The organism is Anaerostipes faecalis, from assembly GCF_018982945.1.
Taxonomy (GTDB): domain Bacteria; phylum Bacillota; class Clostridia; order Lachnospirales; family Lachnospiraceae; genus Anaerostipes; species Anaerostipes faecalis.
The window spans coordinates 67,202-87,716 of the sequence record NZ_JABRXE010000009.1 but is presented as its reverse complement, the minus strand read 5'-3'; the positions used below and the strand labels follow the sequence as shown (position 1 = coordinate 87,716).

Here is a 20,515-nt window from a genome sequence, read left to right as displayed (position 1 = left end):
CAGCCGTACCGTCCATCAAAAGTCCCCTTGCGCCCTGCCGGGGGCATAACGTCCTTATGGACGTCTGTTCTGCACCGACCGAAGTGGATCATAGATCTGTTTATTCTGGTATCCTCGCCTGCACATATTCCAAATCTCCACAATAAGGTGTTCCCACCAGATACCATTCTCTTGCCAGATTCATCTCCATTCTGGTCTGTACCCATTCATCATCTACCAGCACTTCCAGTCCTTCTCCGCAGTGAAATCCTGTATCAATCCATAAATCTGATGATAATAATCCATATCTTCCATTGCTGCTGTTATATCCTAATCTTCCCTGTTTCATCATTTTCTGCTCCTTTCCAGTCTGTAAACGAAATTTGTAAACGGAGTTCAAAAGATTTTAAAAGTTAACGTTTTAAGTTTTTTCTTCAAGTTCCGTTTACATCGTTTACAATAATCTTTACTCAAACGGTATTTCCAACTGTTCCGGTACTTCTATAAATCCGTCTTTATCTTTCTTCACCGAATCTTTCATCCGTTTCCATGACCGCTGTATTCCATATTCCTTTCCGAATCGATGTGTACCATGTGGTTTCCAGCCTACAATCGCATTGTTCATAATATTGGCAATTTCTTTACCTTCCCACTGTTTCATTTCTCCGGTTCGATGTAGCGCTTCATCGAACAGAATTCTTGTACATACATAATCGTCATCGTAGTCATCAAGAAATTCCTGTATGATTCCGGCATTGGTATCTTCCGGCATAAATTCTTTCTGCAGACGCTTTGCCTCTTCCTCAATTTCCTTTGTAAATCCTAAGAACACATTTCCCTGTCGATACAGTACCATTGCCTCTGCCCAAGCCTGTTCGATATAGGCTTTGCTCTCTGCCTCATTGTCCAGAATATGAACTTCTGCTTTCGACATATCTGTCATCACCGGAGCAAATCTTCTGTTTCCGGTTCTGTCCAGCGGAAGGAAATTCAAATCATTTGAAGTACCGCAAAATACACACTGTCTCGGTCTGTCTTCCGGGTGAACTTCATAAGGTACTTTATAAGTTTCTTTCTGTCTGCTCAGAAACGATTTTATCTGTTCAATATTCTTTGCTGTGATAGTTGCCTTCATTTCTCCCATTTCGATAATCCAGTGATTTTGCAGTTTTCTGTAAATATTTTCATCATCCAAATGATCCAGATTGTCGCTGAACCATTCTTCTTTTATCGCTAGATATTTGAAAAATGTGGACTTTCCGGCTCCCTGACTCCCAACCAAACACAACATAATATCATATTTTATTCCCGGTTCATAAATTCTTGAAATCGCTGCCAGCATGTGCATTTTCATTACTCCGATTGTATATTTGCTCTTTTCTGCTCCCAGAAAATGTGGAAGCATATTTTCTATTCTTGGAATTCCGTCCCAGACCAGACTCTCCAGATAATCTCTAATTGGGTGATATTTATTTTCATTGGAAACAATATCTATTCCTGCTTTGATCACACGCTCACTTGTCAGTTCATAATTTTCTTCCAGATACATCTTCAAATTATTTTCATCAGTATCTGTAACCGTAGGACTGTTATTCCTCCGCTCCCAGGGAACCTCTTTTACAATGTCCATCCTTCCAGAAAGTTCATTTCGTTTAATCGCTTTTTTCAATACCGGATCATTTTGAAGTACGGTTACACAATTTCTAATTGTCTGCTTTGTTCTTCCTTTATCCGTATGCTCCAACATATTATTGACATCTTCTGTTGTAAGCATTTCCTCGTTCACAATATCTTCTAATTCCATCAAGGACTTCTCGCTGATATTCGTTAATTCTTTCTTCAATTTTTTCAACCTCCCTTCTCTTCATCTTGAAAAACTCTACAATCTCTTCTCCTGTTCCAAACATCAGCACGTCCAGATAGTCATTTATCTTTCTTTCATTTGCCAATGCCTCCGTAAATAATTCGTGCCACTCTTCATCTGGTTCTGGTTTGTAAATCTCTTTCCAGAACTGAATCCATTTCAGATATCTGATCAGCACGTCTGTTGCATGTTTCAACCACTGCTCCAGTTTTTCTCTGATCATCACAACTTTAGGTTTCTTTGATATCAAAGTATTCCTGCTTTGGTGCATCCTTTTGTATTTGTTTCTGTCTTCGATTTTTATATCCAGTCCAAAATCTTCTATCATCTTTTTCGCAGCTTCATACTGTGATATTCCAAATAACCTTGCTGTAAAATCTATCGCATCACCGCCCACTCCACATGCAAAGCAGTGATATATTTTATCGGCCTTCATACTTGGGTGTCGGTCTTTATGAAACGGACAACACGCCATTCCATTTCTTTTTACTTTAATCCCGTAATGCTCCGCAGCCTGTCTGGCTGTCACACATTCTTTTACCTGTTCAAATAATGTCACTTCTACCTCCTGCCCCTCCGGACAAGTCTCTGATGAACAGATATTCGGGAATTGTTGTATCGTTCAATTCGTGATATACTGAATCTGCCAAGATGATATATCAGTGAATCTGATTATCAGAGAACTTGCTCAGATATTTTGTCTGGGCTTTTTCTTTTTGTCTGTTAGTAGCCATAGTTCCACTCCTTATACGAATCTCCTTGTTGGGATAATGATAATTTCAAATTTGCTTCCATCCTCTAATTCAAGAAGAATCGCATAATCCGAATCTCGATCCGATAAAATGGAACTTATCTTCAGCTTCTTACTATAATTGAGCGTATCAAATATTTTTCTGACTACTTTCTTTGTTTTCATGTGTCTTTTCCTCCATATTTAACGTTTGTTGTCCAACATCTCAGCTACCTTTTTTTGCTGTGACGGATACAGGTGACCATAAGTGTTTAATGTCATCTGAATATCTTTGTGCCCCAGTCTTTCCTTGATGATCAGTGGCTCTACACCCTGATAAATCAGATATGCTACATGGCTGTGACGGATATCATGCACTCTGATTGGTTTTACACCGGTCAATGCTTCATACTTCTTAAGCCGTTTCTGCAGTGTTCTCGCCACAATCGGAAATAACCGCTGATTTTCCGGAAATCCATAATGCTTCTTCGCATACTCCTGCACCTCTTCTTTAAGAAAATTAGGAATATCAATGGTACGGACTGAATTTTCTGTTTTTGGAGTATCAATCACATCTCTTTTCCTGATCCGGTTATAAGTCTTATTGATATGCAAAAGATTACCACTCATATCAAAGTCTGAAAGACTCAATGCCAGAAGTTCTCCTTCCCTGATTCCTGTCCAGAACAGGATTTCAAATATCAGATAATCCTCACTCTCTGGCTCAATCCCGGCGATAAAGCTGTCATATTCTGCTTTCGTCCAAAATTCCAGCTTATTAGCATCCGATTTCCCCATCTTTTTTACTTTCTTACATGGATTTTCCTTCAGATTGTAAATTTTCTGTGCATGATTAAACAGTGCATTTAACTGATTCTGAATCATACGCTCATAAGTCTTGCTGTAACCTTTTTCCTGAATGGTGTTCTGCCACTGGATAATCTCTGCCGGTGTGATCTCATTCATTTTTCTTGTTCCAAAATACGGAACAATGTGCTTGTTCATCATGTGCTGCTTGTTACGGATTGAATTTTCTTTCAGTTCATTCTTTTTATCTTCAAAATAGACTTGAATAAAACTGTTCATCTCCATTTTCATATCCGCTGCAGTCTTTCTTATGAATTCCTTTTCATAATTCAATGCTTCTTTCTTTGTCTTGAACCCTCTTTTCAGCTTCTGCGTTTTCTTACCTGTCCAGTCAATATAGCGGAAGCTCACATACCAGGTTCCCTGTGTTTTGTCCTTGTAAGCTGACATCTTAAAACCTCCTTCACACTGCTCTCTGAGAGCATCCATAAAATTTTGTTTCCCAGTAGGGACGTGGAATCTTTCCACGAACTGCCACATATCCTTCCTTTGCCAGTTCATCATTAAGCTGCTTCAGAATGGAATATGCTTTACTGCGTTTCACGCCTAATTCTTCCATGACATCATCAACAGTCATCATATAATTAGTTCTCATAGCGTCCTCCTTTCCAGTCACTTTTGTGACTCTTTCGTTGTTCTCTTATAATAATTCACTTTTGTGAATTTGTCAATAAACATTTGCGAATTTATTTTTTCCATTCCATACCTATTGCTTGCGTATCGGCAATTTGTTAAATCTCACTCTTTTGTATCATTCACTTTTGTGCTAGAATAGAAGCACAAATATTATTAAGGAGGCAGCATTATGGTTGGCAAAAAAATCCGGGCATTCCGGGAATTTAGAGGATACAGTCAGATACAGTTAGCCGAGCTGTCCGGCATTAACGTAGGAACAATCAGAAAATATGAACTGGGAATCCGGAATCCGAAACCGGATCAGTTAGAAAAGATTGCAACTGCACTGGGATTAAATGTAAGTGTTTTTCTGGATTTTAATATTGAAACAGTCGGAGATGTACTCTCTCTGTTGTTTTCTATTGATGATTCGGTGAACCTCTCACTTGCTGAAACACCTGAGCAGAAGGTTGCACTGACATTCGAAAATCCTACAATGCAGGACTTTTTCAGGAAATGGTGTCAATTTAAAAATGTCTATGAAAAGGAAAAAGCTGAAATATTAGCTATTGAAGATGAAGATAAAAGACAGGCAGAACTAGATAAGTTGAACGCTACCCAGGATGAATGGAAACTGCGTGCTATGGGAACCACGATAGGTTGTCATACCATCGTTAAGAAGGGTACTGAAGGCAATGACATCAAGACATATAATCTGACATAAGGAGGTATTAAATCATTTTGCAAAACACACCTGATTATTTATATCATTATACAAGTATTGAAACTCTTGCATTAATTTTAGCAAACCACACGTTTAGATTAACTTCCTTAGATCAAATGGATGATCTTCAAGAAAAAGAAGCATTTGATTTAAAAAATGCTGGTCAATTTTGCTATATAAGTTCTTGGACTGATGATGAAACAGAGAATATCCCTATGTGGAAAATGTATAGTTCTCTAAGTTCCGGAGTAAGAATTAAATTAAAAGCAAATCCATTTAAAGAATTTGAAAATACACCTTCGTCAATATCGGAGGTTACACATCAAACGGTAACTGATAATTCAAATGGATCTTATTTAAAATCTATAATTCCTATTGCAGATATGCTCAAAAACGGATTTATAGCTCCTGGAGCATTGGGTAATAACATTTTACATAAAGTTGAATATACTTCTGATTCAGACAAGCTATATCCTAAGTTATTAACCCAAGACGGTGATAAATTTAGTATTGCTTTAGGTAATCTTGGTAAGCATAAGAATATCCATTGGGCCTTCCAACACGAATGGCGATATATTTTATTACTCATGCCTCTAAATCTAAATCAGGCAGTTGATAAATCAATTCAAGAATTTCAAACAACCAGTACCAAGATTTTACTTGGTCAAGCCAAACAAACTTTTCCTTTTTATGATCTAACCCTAGACGAAAATGCTTACGCACAAATGGAAATTACATTAAGTCCCAAAATCAGTGCCGGAAATCGTCTAATTATAAATTCACTTATAGAAAAATATAATCCATCTGCAATACTTCACGAAAGTTCTTTAGTTGGTTTAATTTAAGATTTTGTTATCATTCTGTTATCACAAACGGTTGTCAGGATACTCTCCCGGCAACCGTTTTTCTACGCTGTTCGTTATTCTTTTCCGCCCTTTTATATATTTCCAGGCAACAGAAAAACCCGTAGAACCGAAGTTCTACGGGTATCGTACGTTTGGACACAACGTTATCTTACGATAACAAATCTATATTCAGATTGTATTACTCGATGATTGTAGCAACACGTCCTGATCCTACAGTACGTCCACCTTCACGCTCCCGGTTTTGGATTTGTCGCTATCTTCTACCATGCTTTTTGTTGATTTTATGCTATTTTTAGGCACTACATACATTATGTATTTTTATTTCCCAAAATTATTGGAGCCATTTTGGAGCCATCTAAACTCTAGCACATCAACCTCTATTTGTCTATCTTTTTATTGCAACAATTCTTATGAAAACTGAAAGTTTCAAGCGTTATAGACTTCCCACAAATATCTCTGCATCAATCGTCAAAGTTTTTAGCTTTTTGAAATCAATCTCAGTTTTATCTACATGGAAGAGCAGTGGGGTCATGTCTGCAAAAATTTTAATATCCTCTAACGGCATTTCATATGATTCTGAAACTCTTTTTTGGTAAATAACAGAATACTGCTTCTTGAATAAGTTAATCACATTCTCATTGGAATACTCTTGATTTTTCAAATGTTCTTTTGCAATGTTTCTGAACTCCATCAGATGTTTATTCCCAGGAATAACCTTTACAATATAGCCGCTATCCGTCAGAACTCTATTGAACTCCAAATAATTAGCTGGTGTAAATATGTCCAGTATACAGTCTACTGAGTGGTCTCTAATTGGCATATTTTCCAAATCACCCACAAACCACTTTATAGACTTACTACCGTCTCTTTTTGAAGCAAGGGAAATGGCATCTTTTGAAATATCAAAAGCAACTATATCTGCTTGAAATAGTTCTTTGATTTTTCTAGAATAATATCCTTCACCACATCCGACATCAAGAATAGTTGTTATGTTTTCAAGCTTGCTCAATATATGTGTTATCTCCGTAAGAATATGTGAATAGTATCCCTTTTCTAAAATATCCATTCTGCTTTCAAAAGAAGTTCTGCTATAATGCTTAGATTGCTTTTGATTTAATGCAAAATTCACATATCCTAATTTAGAAATATCGAAACAATGCTTATTACTACACAGCAAACTATTGCCTACCATCTTTAACTTTCGTTTACATATTGGACAACGAAAAAGCTTTTCGCTGTCATTAAATCTAATAATTTTATTCATGACATCCTCCATTATTACATTCTTGCCCGAAAGCGAGTTATGTAATACGGATGTACCGCAACACAACTCGCGGTATTATCTTAATCTCATATATGCTGTCATCTTATCACCTCCTCAAATTCAAGTTTGTATAACTATTTTATTGCATTATAGCATACTTTGGTCTGCTTTTCCCACTCCAGAGAAAATTTCTTTGTCGATAATTATCCTACCTATAGGAATATTTTTATTCACCAATACTTATCTCGGACAGAGATTTTTCTTTTGCGTAGAAGAAGACTTATTATTGTTTTGTTTATTCTTAGAAAATTTGTGAGAATTAAAGTCTGTTGGTTTTGAGCTGTTTTGTTTATTCTTTTTGTTTGTGTTACTAACTAACTGACCGCATGCAGCTTTGATATTATTGCCTCGTGATTCTCTCATTTTTACTTCTAAACCAGCCGCTTCAAGTCGCAATTTAAATGCAACTAATTGTTGTTTGTTTGGCCTGTTAATATTGCAATTTGCGGTATCGTTATATTGTAAAAGATTTATTAAAACATTTTTTTCACGAAACCATCTTCCCAACTGTCTTACATCAGCTGCTTTGTCATTTAGTCCGGGAATTAATAAATAAGCAATTGTAACTTTTCTATTATGTCTCTCAGAATATGATAAAACTGCCTCAACAATCTTATTTATATCATAACCCTTCATGTGGGGGATAATAATATCTCTTGTTCTTTGATTTGTTGCATGAAGAGAGAGGGTGAGTTGTATCTTCAAATGCTCTTCCCTTATTTTTTTTAATTGCTCTAAAGGACCTACAGTCGAAATATTGATTCCATCTGTGGGGAAATTAAGCCCATTTCTATCTCTTAATATATGAATCGACTTAATTACATTATCATAATTAAAAAATGGTTCACCCATTCCCATATATACAATTCTGTTGACTTTTTCTTTCAGTAATGTTACTTGCTGTACAATTTCTGAAGGAGTTAAATTTCTTATAAACCCATTACTTCCAGATGCACAAAAAATGCAACCTACAGGACAGCCTACCATTGTACTAACACATACAGTTACACCTGTTTTTCTCTTGATGCAAACAGTTTCAACGCAGTAACCATCCTTTAATTTGAAAGAGTATTTTCGTGTATCACCGCCATTATAAATATCATTAATGCTCATTGTTTGATATTTCTTCTGAGGTTTTTCTTTATAAAGGGCATGCATAAGTGATCGCGCCTTTTTTTCTCCAACACAATCACAAATTTCTTTATATGTATAACCGTAAGGGTCCGAATTTATCATTTCTTCAGTGATAATTATTGTGTTTTTGTTTTTTTTTCATATCATCATACCTTTCGAGAAATATAATAGCAAAATACGATAAACTACCATTATTATAATAACATTTCAAAAGCAAAAAATCAATATTCTACTCATTTATTTTACTTTTAAAAAACAAAATGGCTAAAACTTTCATAGAAAATATAAAAAAGAAATTTAATAATACTGTCTAAAACTTGTATAGAAATAAAATGAAATTATTGTTTTCTATACAAATCACATACCCTAAGTTGTGATTAATTTTTCGTGGTGTCGGTGAAAACCGACACCATCTTTTCTTTTTCGTAAAAGTTCTTGACAAGTAAACAAATGTTCTGTATAATAATAAATTGGTAAATAATGTATTTGCCTTACAACTAAATATAATCTGAAACACATATTTTTACTTATTGGCTTTATGCCAACACATATTATCTGACCGACCAAGTATAGTCCGATACTCGGTTAGTAACATACGGACAATCAGAGCTTAAAGTTTAAGCCGTTACATAGTTTCAGTGCAAACTGTGCGAGAGGATGAAATGCCCTCCCGCTATTTGTGCTATCTATGTGACGGCTTTTTTTGTTGTGCAATTTTAACGAAAATAAAAAAGTTTCATAAAAAGTCGTTTTTTCAGGCTTTCAAAATGCCTACCAAGTGAAGGGCGTTTTTGTGCAACGCTACAAACTTTCAACTTTTTGAAAAAAGTTTTGAAAAAACGTACAAAAATCGGCGTTTTAAAAGTCACCCCTTGAGGGATATTTTCTCTCGTGTACCTTGACAACTGAATGACCGTCCGAAAGTGATACGACTTTGCGATGATATGAGCGAGGCAACGCTGCGGTGAAATTCCGGGGCAGGAACTATTTCGGGTGAAACGGCAAAAAGAGGCTTTTGATATGTGGTTAATGAAATAATCCTACCGACAAAACAAAACGCATTACAGACGAAAAAATCATCAAAAATCAACCCGAAAAGCTACAGTAAAAAGGAGTGTGATAGTTATTCCGAGAATGAGTAAAAGTAAAAAATCAGAATTGAGCCTGTTCCTGAATGAACGAAACAGAATCTGCTACAACGAGCTTTGCAGAAGATGTGTCAAAAGCTGCAAGCAAAGTTTCAGAGCTGTGGTTATATCCTGCAATTATGTATCAAAAAGGAGCGTGAAAGATAGTGGATAACGAAGCCTTTTTCAAAATGCCGAAGGTGTTATTTACGGATAAATACAAAAGCTTGTCTGCCGAAGCAAAGCTTTTATATGGCTTGATGCTCGACAGAATGCATTTGTCAGCAATAAACGGTTGGTGTGATATAAACGGAGAGGTCTTTATATTTGTCTCTGTCCGAGATAAGTATTGGTGTGTATAACTGACCCTTTTATTCATTTTCTATGAATGCCCATAGGCAAATAAAAAGGAGCAAGGTGTATTTCAACCTTGCCCCTATGTGTCAGTATTCAGTTCACCAAATTGGAATTTGTCAATACCTATTACCATAAAGATATTTATTTGAAATTCTCTTTTGTGTTTCCAAATATTTTGTAACGTTTTCATCATAATCAGGATAATTATAACCAAGTGAATCTGCCACTTTTTTAGATATTTTTTTGAACAAACATAGACACAAATCAAACGATTTCCACATTTCTTCATACGAACTCATTGAATATGTATTTAGTAAGTTATCCCACAATTCTTTTGAAATATGCTTATCTAAAAATTTATAGTTTTTACCCAAACTGAAATTAAATCCTTTTTCAGTACCGACATACCAACTAATCATCCTAAGAAGCTCATGACGTAATACTTCATTCATATGGTCTATTGCAAATAGTATTTCACCACGAAGTAAGCCCTTGGATACATATGTTGCAACATTCCAAAATTCGTTACAACAGTCATCAAACTTTCTTTCTGTTGGACACTTAATGTAATAATCTTCATCTGTGGGAACTATTTCTGTTTTAATCATATTATCTTTATCTAACATGATTTTTACAAGTTTATCGCGAGTAAGATACTCCTCAAGCATTGAAACAGGTAACAAAGTTAAATCAATCTTTACACCATCATCAAAAAGCATTATATAAGAAAATCCTTTTTCTTCTGGAGGAAATAATTCCATATCTTCAGGTTTTTGCATCATAATTCTGTTACCAAAAACACTAAGCCAGTCATCGCTTTTCAAAAATTCTCCCATATCTATAACAAAAAAAGTAATATCATAATCTTGAAGATTGTCTTTTGGTATATTAACATTAGTGCGAGACCCCTCAAGAGTTACAATTCTAATTCTCTCATCTTGAAAAGCAAAATTCAAAACTAAATCGTATATTTCTTTTTCAGTCCTCATTTCATTCACCTCAATAAAATTATATCACAAAAAAAGATTGATTCTAACTGTTCTTATAATTTGATAACCGCATCAAGGCAGAGCGTAAGTGCATATTCGTATGCATTACCGCCCCAGTTTCTTTCGTCGTATTTGTCAACATCTGCAAGACTGTCTGCGGTATAAAGTATCATACCCCAGGTTGCCCCTCTGAAATCAGCACAGGCCGCCAGAGCAGAACATTCCATTTCTACAACTGCACAGCCTTCACTTTTGCGATAAGCCACCTTTTCTTTGGTTTCACGGAAAAATCCATCCGTTGACCAGGTTATAACCTCCTGATATTTCATACTATGCTCAAGAATGGTTTCTTCAATTGCTTTTCTTGCCTTCTCGCTGATTTCCACAAATCGAGTAGGGGGCGCATAGTGATAAGATGTTCCCTCATCACGCAGAGCCTTGTTTGGTACGAGGAATGTACTTTCGGGGAACTTTTCCAGAGCACCGCAACTACCTGCCGAGATTACCTCTCTTACACCATAACCAATCAGCCAATCAAGTATCTGTGTGGCTGCTGCCGCACCAACGGGTGCTTGACAAAGCACAATGTCCTCACCCTTGTATTTGGTGATGTAAATGGGATAATGCTTCGTTGCACTCTCAAAAGTGGATACCTGTTTGGTATCACTTTTACTGGCATATTCATCTATGTAAGCACCAAGAAATGCGAACACACATTTCTTGGGTAAGTTCAAACCAAGATTTTCATGAGTGGGATTAAGAACTGCTGTCTGCTCTGTATCAAACTCCAAAATCGGTATTTCGTTTTTAATAATAGCCATACTATCTCTCCGTCAAATTCAAGTTTGTCGAACTGTTTAACAGTTCTTTTTACACCCCTATTATACACGATACCATAAAAAATAGAAACCCTTTCGGATTTCTATCTTCCTCGCCCCCTGTATATTCTTTGTACTTCTTGCTCTATCTGATTTTCACTTGGCATATTCTCGCAAACATTCTCCTCTATCTTAGAGCCAATGTCCAACTTATCAACTAATCGGTCAACTGTTCTGTCTATTGCTCCGGTTAAGATTTTCTTATCATTGTCATTTAACTGAAACCAATGTCCACGCATCATTTCATTGATAGCTTTGTAAATTGGTTCTACAAGCCATTCTTTCAATGTGTCAAAAATCTCTCTTTTGATAAATCCAAGCATATTGGATACGAGGTTCTTTTGCACTGTCTCTACAATCTCCTCTTTCGCTTCTTCAAGAACCTGCTGACCTTCCTCTGTCTCTAATAATCTTGCAGGATCTTGAAGTAGCTCCTTATGTCGCTGCACCAGCTCATTATATCCCAAGATATGTTTTCCATCCTTATCTTTGTACCCATCTCTTAACGCCTCATACTCATCCCACATCTTTGAATACCTATCTTCGACACTTGCTACCTCTGCAGTCTTTTCTTCCTTTGCTTGCTCCAAGTCTTTTATATCAGCTCTTAATTCCGAGTGCTTTTCTTCCAATTCTGAAACACCCCTGAATATATCTCCCGAAAAGTCTGGGTCTCCGTTTATTAGGAATTCTTTTTCACACTTCAAATCTGCAATCGACCAATCTTCAAAAGGCATATCATACGCAGAGTCTTTTCCATTACCATTGATTAGATAATCCTTCTCCTCTTCCAATTCTTCGACCTCTTCACGAGCTTTCTCTACGATTTGTTCCGCTTCTACCTTAGCATCTTCTACAATCGCATCCTTTTCTGCCATTGCTCTTTTATACATCGCTACCGGCATATGCTGTTTTTCTCCATCCTTATAGGCTCTTGCATATTTATGACGTACCAGAATCGGTTCCATAATATTATCCTTAATATCATCTTGCCATCTTGTCATAGATAGGCGGTCTCCCTTTTTCTCTGAACGTTCAAAACCATCACAAGCTAATGCCTTTGTAAGTGATACCTGATGCGATAATCCCTGCTTATAGCCCTCTCCAATCGGCTGAACTAGGATATGCATATGTGGTGTTCCCTTGGGTTCATCCATATGCACCGTAGCAAGAATAATCCTCATATGAGGATAGGATGATTGATAAGATTGAATGAACTCCTCAAACATCGCATGCACTTCCTTACGAAGTTTAGGCTTCTTTACCACTTCGTTAACATCCATAGTTTGGTGGTCACCAAACTGTATTACATACTCATACGCAAGCTGACCGGCTGTGTAATTCTGTCTCGATTTCTGCATATTATTTTGCTCTTCAATGTAGTCCGCTGCATAATCATAAGACTTCATTCTATCACTTCTACGTTGCTTAGCATTGTATTCTTCAATATACGGTTTCATATATTCGTTTGTATATTCCGCAAGAGATTTCCCACCGAGTTCATTTATCAAAACTGCGTTGTATACCGACATAGATGGGTCAACATTGTTCGGCGTATATTCTCTTAGGTCATGTTCTATTGCAGTTTTTCCTCTGCTTACAGATACTGTTTGTGCACTTGCTGGCATCTAATTCCTCCTCTCTGTTCTGTAATTTTGGTGAGTCCATAACTGGCTCTGACAGTTATGGCTCAATACCAGACTTGACATCCTACGGACATCAAGTCGTATTTCGCTCCTATGCGGAGTGCACAAAGCTGCCGCCTTGACTGCATCTCATAGGGCGTTGCCCTGGCGATGCCTTACCCATTCTCAATGGGAGTTACACTCCCAGGCGAAGCCTTCCCTTGTGCAATCATTGCCTAACGACTATCAGTAAGCTGATACTCGAAGCCAATGATTTTGTCGTCGCACACCATCTGCTTTCTTCCTTGACTATACTTACAAGTACGTGCCACGTACTTGTTATATATCGCTCAAAGTGAAAATCTCTCTACCATCGAAAGCTCGTAGGCACTCCTTTTGCATCAAGATATTTTTGGCGTGCTTCCTCTTTCTCCGCATCCGTTGGAGCTGTTTTATATGTACTGTATAATTGTCGCAACGCCACAGCATCCAACTTCCTATTTAGTTCTTTCTTTATCTCTTCACAATCCACTTCCATATCAAGCACAAAACATTTTACGAGCGTAATAAAAAGCCTCTGTGATATCTGAATTTGTTTCTCTTTCATACGTTCCTCCCAAAATCAAGAATTCAAGGTTGCAAGATTGCAATGTTATATATACTTTGCATTCTTGCATTCTTGCACTCTTGCAATCTTCCCTACTCATATCAAAAACCCCAATGCCATTTATCGCCAACTTTGGTAGCTGTTATTTCCAACTCTTCTTTGGCGGTAAATAGCGTACGCCTTTTGATACCATCTACTTCTGCTGCTTCAAAGATTTCTGTACTAGGCTTTGGACCATCCGACAGAAACTCTGTTAGAAAATCTTTGGCTGCTTTCAGCTTTGTAACCTTTGGTTCTCCACTAAGCAATTCCTCTACGGTCAGTTCGATAGGCCCTTCCCACATAAAACCATTGTCTTTGTCTAATCGAAAGGCAATCGACTGTCCTTCCGGTGCAAGGCTACTTTTATCGTGTGCAATTACTCTGCAGGTTGGGTCATCCTTTACCCTACCGACAATCAGCACGCTTCTTGCAGTTGCTTGAAAGTCGATAGAGCCAAGTCCTCTGTACGTAGATTTACTACCGCTTGCTTTGTTCATATGCCCGATAAGGATGATTGCACAGTTGTATTTCTCCGCTATATCACCTAAGTGTTTCATTACCGGACGAATCTCATTTGCACGGTGCATATCCACTCCAGAGCCAAGATATGCTTGGATAGGGTCAAGAATCACAAGCTTCGCTCCAGTCTGCTTTATCGCCTCTTCGATGCGTAAATCTGACATGCTAAGTCCTTGCTCTGATTCATCAATAACAAGCACTTTAGAGCAATCTGCCCCTGCAGCTTCTAGTCTCGGTTTTACTGTGTCTGCCAATCCATCTTCCGCAGTCTGATAGATAACGTTCACAGGTTCACGTTCCTGATCATCCTCCGGAAGTTTCTCACCTTTAGTCAAAAGTGCTGCTATCTGCAATACCGCTGTTGTTTTACCTTCCCCCGGGTCGCCTTGTATAATCGTTAGCTTCCCGTAAGGAATATATGGATACCAAAGAAACTCTACTTTCTTGGTTTCCACATCTGCCATGTTAATAATCTTTAAATTGTCCATTGTTATTCCATCATTTCCTTCCTCTAAATTGCGTAAAATCCTTTAAAATCAACAAAAACGGTTGATAGACGGAATAACCTCTGCTATAATTATCTTGTTGAGAGATAACAGAGGTTATAGCGTTATCAGTTGAGTCTTTATGGTTGCCGCCATTAAGACTCTTTTTTATTTCTTCTGTTTGCATCAAGAAGCATCGCCACCTTCTTCTGTTCATTCGGATATAAATGTCCATAGGTGTTAATCGTAATCTTAATATCCCTATGCCCTAATCGTTCCTTAATCAAAATAGGTTCGATACCTTGGTTAATCAGATATGCGACATGTGAATGTCTAAGGTCATGCACACGAATATCCTTTACTCCTGCTTTTGCAATCTGACGTTTCAATTTATTCTGTACCGCTCTTGCACAGATTGGAAACAATCGCTCATCATCCGGAAATCCATATTTCTTATCACAGAACTCTTTAATCGCATCCCTTAAGAACTCCGGAATATCGATTGTACGAATTGATTCCGGTGTCTTTGGTGTCGTAATTACATCTTTTCCATCAATACGATAATAGGTCTTTGTGATATGCAATTTACAGTTCACGAAATCAAAATCCCCTTTTGTGAGTGCAAGCATTTCCCCTTCTCGAATACCTGTCCAAAATAAAATCTCAAACATTAGATAATAGTGGTCGCTTTCATCCATTGTCTCAAGAAATGTCTCATACTCATCCACCGTCCAAAATGTCAAACTTCTAGGAGCATCCTTTCCCATGCGTTTAACCTTTTTACATGGATTATTGCTCAAATCATAAACATTCATTGCATGAGTAAATAAACTCGTCAGCTGATTGTTAATCATTCGCAAATAGCTTTCTGAATACCCTTTCTTATACATCTCATTCTGCCACTTGATGATTTGAGGAGCCGTGATATCACACATCTTCATGTCTCCAAAGTATGGAATAACATGTCGCTCCATCATCTGCTTTTTACTTCTGACACTTCTCTCCTTAAGTTCGTTCTGCTTATCCTCAAAATACTGTTCCATGAAGTCCTTTAGGAGCATATTCATGTCGCCTTGTTCCTTTAAGGTTCTTTCGTTTTCATACAATTTAGCCTCTCGCATGGTTTTAAATCCACGTTTCTTACGTCTCTTCTTTTTGCCATACATGTCTACCTCGTACCACTGGGCAACCCATGTTCCCGTTGTTTTGTCTTTACAAGCCATAATCTTCCTCCTTTCTACGATGCTTCAAAGCCATAAAATTTTTCTGCGAAGAATTTGCGTGGCACTTTGCCAGCTTCTACTTCGTATCCCATGGATGCAAGTTCAAGATTCAATTTCTTGATAACCTTGTATGCATGGTCTCTGGAACATTCCAGATAGTCCTTAACATCATCTGCCGTTAATAAATACTTTGTACGATTCATGGTCTCACCTCCTTTTTAGAATGTACGATTTTCGTACTGTTTATATTGTCATTATAGTGTACGAATTTCGTACTGTCAATCATTTTTCGTACATTTTTAAATTTTCTATGTACTTTTTTCGTACACCATGTTATAATCCATAAGTAGAAAGGATGGTGTTAGCCATGGGAGACGGACAAAGATTAAAGGAAATCCTTGAACAGAAAGGTAAAAGTGTACGTTGGGTTGCGAGAGAAACCACTATAAGCCCAACGACTATATACTCAATCATTCAAAAAGATACTTCTATTCGTTTTGATTTCGCATTACGAATTGCCAATGCTTTAGGTATCGAAGTATCTGAGATTTGCTCAGATGCATCTCTCAATTCAGAGAATTGGGACAAAAACGATTCTATCACTCTACCAGAACTTCCATCCGGCATGGATGAAATTTTGGATGGGAACCGAATCAAACGATACCTCAAAAATACCTTATATCCACTTATGTGTTTGTTTGGGAAAAATAATATGCCTAAATTAGATGAACATCTGACAAACTACTATCAGTTATCAGATGAAGGCAGAAATGATGTAGACCAATATATCAAAGCACAGCTGTCTATCAAGAGAGACCCTGACCGTGCAGCTGATATAAAGAAAATAACAAAATGGTAGGAATTGAATCCCTTAAGTGTCAAAACTTAGGGGATTTTTTATGTCCAAAGATTGACGAACACAAGTATTATCACGTATCATGGAGCCATTTTGGAGCCACTAATCAAAATTTATTACGTGCAAACGTAAAAAAGGCTCTCCGTGTAAAAACACGGAAAGCCTTATAATTACTAGCTTTGTGACACTATCAATTGAAATTATTCAACGATAGTAGCAACTCTACCAGAACCTACAGTACGTCCACCTTCACGGATAGCGAAAGATAATCCCTGAGCCATAGCGATTGGGTGAATTAATTCGATAGTCATTTCTACGTTATCACCAGGCATGCACATTTCTGTTCCTTCTGGTAATTCGATAACACCTGTTACGTCTGTTGTTCTGAAGTAGAACTGTGGACGGTAGTTGTTGAAGAATGGAGTATGACGTCCACCTTCATCTTTTGTTAATACGTAAACCTGAGCTGTGAATTTTGTATGACATGTGATTGATCCTGGCTGACAAAGAACCTGTCCTCTTTCGATTTCATCTCTCTGAACACCACGAAGTAATGCACCAATGTTATCTCCAGCCTGAGCTTCGTCTAACAGTTTACGGAACATTTCTACACCAGTTACAACAACTTTTCTTGTTTCTTCTTTGATACCAACGATTTCAACTTCGTCAGATACGTGAAGTACACCACTTTCTACTCTACCTGTAGCAACTGTACCACGTCCTGTGATAGAGAATACGTCTTCTACTGGCATAAGGAATGGTTTGTCTGTGTCACGTTCTGGATCTGGGATATAGCTGTCAACAGCATCCATCAGTTCCATGATTTTATCTCCCCATTCTCCGTTAGGATCTTCAAGAGCTTTTAAAGCAGATCCCTGGATTACAGGAATGTCATCTCCTGGGAATTCGTATTCATTTAATAATTCACGAATTTCCATTTCTACTAATTCTAATAATTCTTCATCGTCTACCATGTCACATTTGTTCATGAATACTACGATGTAAGGTACACCTACCTGACGAGAAAGCAGGATGTGTTCTTTAGTCTGAGCCATAACACCATCAGTTGCAGCTACTACAAGGATAGCACCATCCATCTGAGCAGCACCAGTGATCATGTTTTTAACGTAGTCAGCATGGCCTGGGCAGTCAACGTGAGCGTAGTGACGTTTTTCTGTTTCATACTCAACGTGAGCTGTAGAAATTGTGATACCACGTTCTCTTTCTTCTGGAGCTTTATCGATATTTTCGAAATCAACTGCTGCGTTTCCTTCTACACGAGCTGAAAGAGTTTTTGTGATTGCTGCTGTTAAAGTTGTTTTACCATGGTCAACGTGTCCAATGGTACCAATGTTACAATGAGGTTTGCTTCTCTCAAACTTTTCTTTAGCCATTTTAAATGTCCTCCTTATTACGCCCTTAGGGCAATACAATAATGATTTTACTACTTCAAAATAGTTGCCCCCAAAAGGGCTGTCCTAAATTTGATTATATTTCATTTACTTAAAGATTTCAAGCCTATTTTCTTGAAAATAGGGTTATTTCTTATTTATCAGCAAGTACTTTTTCCTGAACATTCTTTGGTACTGGTTCATATTTTTCAAAGAACATAGAATAGTTACCACGTCCCTGTGTTCTTGAACGCAGGTCTGTTGAATAACCAAACATTTCAGAAAGTGGTACAAATGCACGAACCATTTTTCCTCCGGCGATGTCATCCATACCTTCAATACGTCCACGACGTGAATTGATATCACCAATTACATCTCCCATGTATTCTTCAGGCATTGTGACTTCGACTCTCATGATTGGCTCAAGTAAGATAGCTCCTGCTTTCTGCATAGCTTCTTTAAATGCCATAGAACCAGCGATGTGGAATGCCATTTCACTGGAATCGACATCATGATAAGATCCATCATATACTGTAGCTTTAACACCAAGTACTGGGAATCCTCCTAAGATACCAGACTGAGCTGCTTCTTCGATACCTTCTCCAACTGCAGGGATATATTCTTTTGGAATAGATCCACCAACAACTGTAGATTCGAACTTGAACAGTTCTTCTCCGTTGGCATCCATAGGTTCAAAGTGTACTTTACAGTGTCCATACTGTCCACGACCACCAGACTGTTTAGCATATTTAGAATCAACATCAACAGCTTTTGTAAATGTTTCTTTGTATGCTACCTGAGGAGCACCTACGTTAGCTTCTACTTTAAATTCACGAAGCAGACGGTCAACGATGATTTCCAGATGAAGTTCTCCCATTCCGGAAATAATTGTCTGTCCTGTTTCCTGATCTGTATGAGCTCTGAATGTAGGATCTTCTTCAGCCAGTTTTGCAAGGGCTTCAGACATTTTACCCTGATCTCCCTTAGTTTTAGGTTCGATCGCTACGTCGATAACTGGTTCTGGGAATTCCATGGATTCCAGAATAACTGGATGCTGTTCATCACAGATAGTATCACCAGTTGTTGTTGATTTAAATCCAACAACAGCTCCGATATCACCAGAATATACTACATCTAATTCTTCACGTTTGTTAGCATGCATCTGAAGGATACGTCCAACACGTTCTTTTTTGTTCTTTGTTGCATTCAGTACATAAGAACCTGATTTCATTGTTCCAGAGTAAACTCTGAAGAAAGCAAGTTTTCCTACGAATGGGTCTGTCATAATCTTGAATGCTAAAGCTGAGAATGGTTCATCATCAGATGAATGTCTTTCAACTTCGTTACCATCTTCATCCACACCTTTGATCGCTGGGATGTCTGTTGGTGCTGGCATATATTCAAGAATTGCATCCAGAAGTTTCTGAACACCTTTGTTTCTATATGCAGAACCACAGCATACAGGAACAGCTTCACATTCACATGTAGCTTTTCTTAATGTAGCTTTTAAAGCATCAATAGATGGTTCTTCACCTTCAAGGTATTCCATCATTAAATCATCATCCAGTTCACAGATTTTTTCAATCAGTTCTGTATGATAAAGTTCTGCATCTTCCTGCATATCTTCTGGAATATCAGTAATGGAGATATCTTCTCCCTTTTCATCATTGTAGATGTAAGCTTTCATTTCAAACAGATCAATGATTCCCTGGAAATCGTCTTCTTTACCGATTGGCAGCTGAAGTACAACTGCATTAGCTCCTAAACGATCTTTGATCTGGTCTACTGCACCGTAGAAGTTAGCACCTAAGATATCCATCTTATTAATAAATGCCATTCTTGGTACATTGTATGTGTCAGCCTGACGCCATACGTTTTCGGACTGAGGTTCAACTCCGCCCTTTGCACAGAACACACCTACGGCACCATCAAGTACACGCAGAGAACGTTCTACTTCTACTGTAAAGTCAACGTGACCTGGAGTATCGATAATGTTAATACGATGTTCTTCAGCTCCTGCTTTTGGTTTGCAGTTTTCCTGAAGAGTCCAGTGACATGTTGTAGCAGCGGAAGTGATTGTGATACCTCTTTCCTGTTCCTGTTCCATCCAGTCCATGGTAGCAGTACCTTCATGAGTATCACCAATTTTATAGTTAACACCAGTATAATAAAGGATACGTTCAGTTAATGTTGTTTTACCAGCATCAATATGAGCCATAATACCAATATTTCTGGTTCTCTCTAATGGATATTCTCTTCCAGCCAAGGTTTTTTCCTCCTATTGTTTTTACGTGGAAGCATCCACGACAATCG

At 37.7% G+C, this 20,515-nt stretch carries 21 protein-coding genes; 4 read left to right on the top strand and 17 right to left on the bottom strand.

Annotation, left to right across the window (positions count from 1 at the left end; all coding sequences use genetic code 11):
• Positions 1 to 100: 100 nt before the first annotated feature.
• The 6 genes from KTB61_RS10335 to KTB61_RS10310 all read right to left on the bottom strand — a co-directional run bounded on the left by KTB61_RS10335 (position 101) and on the right by KTB61_RS10310 (position 4,035).
• A complete protein-coding gene (locus tag KTB61_RS10335; protein WP_055066584.1) occupies positions 101 to 328 on the bottom strand; it encodes a DUF5348 domain-containing protein in 228 nt (75 codons plus the stop codon).
• Between the two features lie 117 nt (positions 329 to 445).
• On the bottom strand, positions 446 to 1,783 hold the full coding sequence (locus KTB61_RS10330; RefSeq protein WP_044925412.1) for a virulence-associated E family protein: 1,338 nt from the start codon (positions 1,781 to 1,783) through the stop codon (positions 446 to 448).
• Entirely contained in the window at positions 1,728 to 2,402 is a 675-nt protein-coding gene (locus tag KTB61_RS10325; protein WP_044925415.1) for a CHC2 zinc finger domain-containing protein, read from the bottom strand. Before KTB61_RS10325 ends, KTB61_RS10330 begins: the two co-directional genes overlap by 56 nt.
• A gap of 186 nt (positions 2,403 to 2,588) precedes the next feature.
• Positions 2,589 to 2,759 (bottom strand): hypothetical protein, encoded by a 171-nt coding sequence (locus KTB61_RS10320; RefSeq protein ID WP_216697438.1) that lies wholly within the window; start codon positions 2,757 to 2,759, stop codon positions 2,589 to 2,591.
• 18 nt (positions 2,760 to 2,777) lie between these two features.
• The gene (locus tag KTB61_RS10315; RefSeq protein ID WP_044925418.1) at positions 2,778 to 3,830 is read right to left on the bottom strand and encodes a site-specific integrase; all 1,053 of its coding nucleotides are present in this window, start codon (positions 3,828 to 3,830) and stop codon (positions 2,778 to 2,780) included.
• 13 nt (positions 3,831 to 3,843) lie between these two features.
• Positions 3,844 to 4,035, bottom strand: a complete 192-nt coding sequence (locus KTB61_RS10310) for a helix-turn-helix domain-containing protein (RefSeq protein WP_009243123.1) — start codon at positions 4,033 to 4,035, stop codon at positions 3,844 to 3,846.
• Positions 4,036 to 4,245: 210 nt separating this feature from the next.
• On the opposite strand from KTB61_RS10310, the gene KTB61_RS10305 reads away from it, so the two are divergent.
• Together KTB61_RS10305 and KTB61_RS10300 are read left to right on the top strand one after the other, a co-directional pair.
• A complete protein-coding gene (locus tag KTB61_RS10305; protein WP_044925421.1) occupies positions 4,246 to 4,779 on the top strand; it encodes a helix-turn-helix domain-containing protein in 534 nt (177 codons plus the stop codon).
• A 17-nt stretch (positions 4,780 to 4,796) separates the two neighbouring features.
• Positions 4,797 to 5,624, top strand: a complete 828-nt coding sequence (locus KTB61_RS10300) for a DUF2971 domain-containing protein (protein ID WP_044925423.1) — start codon at positions 4,797 to 4,799, stop codon at positions 5,622 to 5,624.
• Positions 5,625 to 6,078: 454 nt separating this feature from the next.
• On the opposite strand, the gene KTB61_RS10295 is transcribed toward KTB61_RS10300, so the two are convergent.
• Together KTB61_RS10295 and KTB61_RS10290 are read right to left on the bottom strand one after the other, a co-directional pair.
• Complete coding sequence (locus KTB61_RS10295; protein WP_083655179.1) at positions 6,079 to 6,909, bottom strand: methyltransferase domain-containing protein; 831 nt, start codon at positions 6,907 to 6,909, stop codon at positions 6,079 to 6,081.
• Positions 6,910 to 7,149: 240 nt separating this feature from the next.
• Positions 7,150 to 8,205, bottom strand: a complete 1,056-nt coding sequence (locus KTB61_RS10290; RefSeq protein ID WP_216697437.1) for a radical SAM protein — start codon at positions 8,203 to 8,205, stop codon at positions 7,150 to 7,152.
• Between the two features lie 1,216 nt (positions 8,206 to 9,421).
• Between KTB61_RS10290 and KTB61_RS13380 the strand changes: the two genes are divergently transcribed.
• Positions 9,422 to 9,592, top strand: a complete 171-nt coding sequence (locus tag KTB61_RS13380; RefSeq protein WP_142798928.1) for a replication initiator protein A — start codon at positions 9,422 to 9,424, stop codon at positions 9,590 to 9,592.
• A gap of 111 nt (positions 9,593 to 9,703) precedes the next feature.
• On the opposite strand, the gene ant(6) is transcribed toward KTB61_RS13380, so the two are convergent.
• The 7 genes from ant(6) to KTB61_RS10250 form a co-directional block, all read right to left on the bottom strand.
• Complete coding sequence (gene ant(6), locus KTB61_RS10280; protein ID WP_002582178.1) at positions 9,704 to 10,576, bottom strand: aminoglycoside 6-adenylyltransferase; 873 nt, start codon at positions 10,574 to 10,576, stop codon at positions 9,704 to 9,706.
• A gap of 53 nt (positions 10,577 to 10,629) precedes the next feature.
• On the bottom strand, positions 10,630 to 11,397 hold the full coding sequence (locus KTB61_RS10275; protein ID WP_216697436.1) for a nucleoside phosphorylase: 768 nt from the start codon (positions 11,395 to 11,397) through the stop codon (positions 10,630 to 10,632).
• A 101-nt stretch (positions 11,398 to 11,498) separates the two neighbouring features.
• Positions 11,499 to 13,082: a plasmid recombination protein gene (locus KTB61_RS10270; RefSeq protein WP_075680049.1), complete on the bottom strand. Its 1,584-nt coding sequence runs from the start codon at positions 13,080 to 13,082 to the stop codon at positions 11,499 to 11,501.
• 364 nt (positions 13,083 to 13,446) lie between these two features.
• Positions 13,447 to 13,686 (bottom strand): complexin-2, encoded by a 240-nt coding sequence (locus KTB61_RS10265; RefSeq protein WP_075680050.1) that lies wholly within the window; start codon positions 13,684 to 13,686, stop codon positions 13,447 to 13,449.
• A 101-nt stretch (positions 13,687 to 13,787) separates the two neighbouring features.
• A complete protein-coding gene (locus KTB61_RS10260; protein WP_216697435.1) occupies positions 13,788 to 14,735 on the bottom strand; it encodes an AAA family ATPase in 948 nt (315 codons plus the stop codon).
• A 152-nt stretch (positions 14,736 to 14,887) separates the two neighbouring features.
• Complete coding sequence (locus KTB61_RS10255; protein ID WP_216697434.1) at positions 14,888 to 15,955, bottom strand: tyrosine-type recombinase/integrase; 1,068 nt, start codon at positions 15,953 to 15,955, stop codon at positions 14,888 to 14,890.
• Positions 15,956 to 15,969: 14 nt separating this feature from the next.
• Positions 15,970 to 16,158, bottom strand: a complete 189-nt coding sequence (locus KTB61_RS10250) for a DNA-binding protein (RefSeq protein WP_154428383.1) — start codon at positions 16,156 to 16,158, stop codon at positions 15,970 to 15,972.
• Between the two features lie 164 nt (positions 16,159 to 16,322).
• Here KTB61_RS10250 and KTB61_RS10245 point away from each other — a divergent pair, with 164 nt between their 5' ends.
• Positions 16,323 to 16,814, top strand: a complete 492-nt coding sequence (locus KTB61_RS10245; RefSeq protein WP_154428381.1) for a helix-turn-helix domain-containing protein — start codon at positions 16,323 to 16,325, stop codon at positions 16,812 to 16,814.
• Between the two features lie 197 nt (positions 16,815 to 17,011).
• Here KTB61_RS10245 and tuf read toward each other — a convergent pair whose 3' ends face one another.
• Entirely contained in the window at positions 17,012 to 18,205 is a 1,194-nt protein-coding gene (gene tuf, locus KTB61_RS10240) for an elongation factor Tu (protein WP_216697433.1), read from the bottom strand.
• 151 nt (positions 18,206 to 18,356) lie between these two features.
• Positions 18,357 to 20,468, bottom strand: a complete 2,112-nt coding sequence (gene fusA, locus KTB61_RS10235; protein ID WP_216697432.1) for an elongation factor G — start codon at positions 20,466 to 20,468, stop codon at positions 18,357 to 18,359.
• Positions 20,469 to 20,515: the final 47 nt, after the last annotated feature.

Coding starts and splice junctions, on each gene's coding strand:
- KTB61_RS10335 (WP_055066584.1), bottom strand. CDS start 328: ATGAAACAGGGAAGATTAGGATATAACAGCAGCAATGGAAGATATGGA.
- KTB61_RS10310 (WP_009243123.1), bottom strand. CDS start 4,035: ATGAGAACTAATTATATGATGACTGTTGATGATGTCATGGAAGAATTA.
- KTB61_RS10250 (WP_154428383.1), bottom strand. CDS start 16,158: ATGAATCGTACAAAGTATTTATTAACGGCAGATGATGTTAAGGACTAT.
- KTB61_RS10265 (WP_075680050.1), bottom strand. CDS start 13,686: ATGAAAGAGAAACAAATTCAGATATCACAGAGGCTTTTTATTACGCTC.
- KTB61_RS13380 (WP_142798928.1), top strand. CDS start 9,422: ATGCCGAAGGTGTTATTTACGGATAAATACAAAAGCTTGTCTGCCGAA.
- KTB61_RS10275 (WP_216697436.1), bottom strand. CDS start 11,397: ATGGCTATTATTAAAAACGAAATACCGATTTTGGAGTTTGATACAGAG.
- KTB61_RS10270 (WP_075680049.1), bottom strand. CDS start 13,082: ATGCCAGCAAGTGCACAAACAGTATCTGTAAGCAGAGGAAAAACTGCA.
- KTB61_RS10305 (WP_044925421.1), top strand. CDS start 4,246: ATGGTTGGCAAAAAAATCCGGGCATTCCGGGAATTTAGAGGATACAGT.
- KTB61_RS10320 (WP_216697438.1), bottom strand. CDS start 2,759: ATGAAAACAAAGAAAGTAGTCAGAAAAATATTTGATACGCTCAATTAT.
- KTB61_RS10295 (WP_083655179.1), bottom strand. CDS start 6,909: ATGAATAAAATTATTAGATTTAATGACAGCGAAAAGCTTTTTCGTTGT.
- KTB61_RS10255 (WP_216697434.1), bottom strand. CDS start 15,955: ATGGCTTGTAAAGACAAAACAACGGGAACATGGGTTGCCCAGTGGTAC.
- tuf (WP_216697433.1), bottom strand. CDS start 18,205: ATGGCTAAAGAAAAGTTTGAGAGAAGCAAACCTCATTGTAACATTGGT.
- KTB61_RS10315 (WP_044925418.1), bottom strand. CDS start 3,830: ATGTCAGCTTACAAGGACAAAACACAGGGAACCTGGTATGTGAGCTTC.
- KTB61_RS10260 (WP_216697435.1), bottom strand. CDS start 14,735: ATGGACAATTTAAAGATTATTAACATGGCAGATGTGGAAACCAAGAAA.
- KTB61_RS10330 (WP_044925412.1), bottom strand. CDS start 1,783: ATGGAATTAGAAGATATTGTGAACGAGGAAATGCTTACAACAGAAGAT.
- KTB61_RS10290 (WP_216697437.1), bottom strand. CDS start 8,205: ATGATAAATTCGGACCCTTACGGTTATACATATAAAGAAATTTGTGAT.
- KTB61_RS10245 (WP_154428381.1), top strand. CDS start 16,323: ATGGGAGACGGACAAAGATTAAAGGAAATCCTTGAACAGAAAGGTAAA.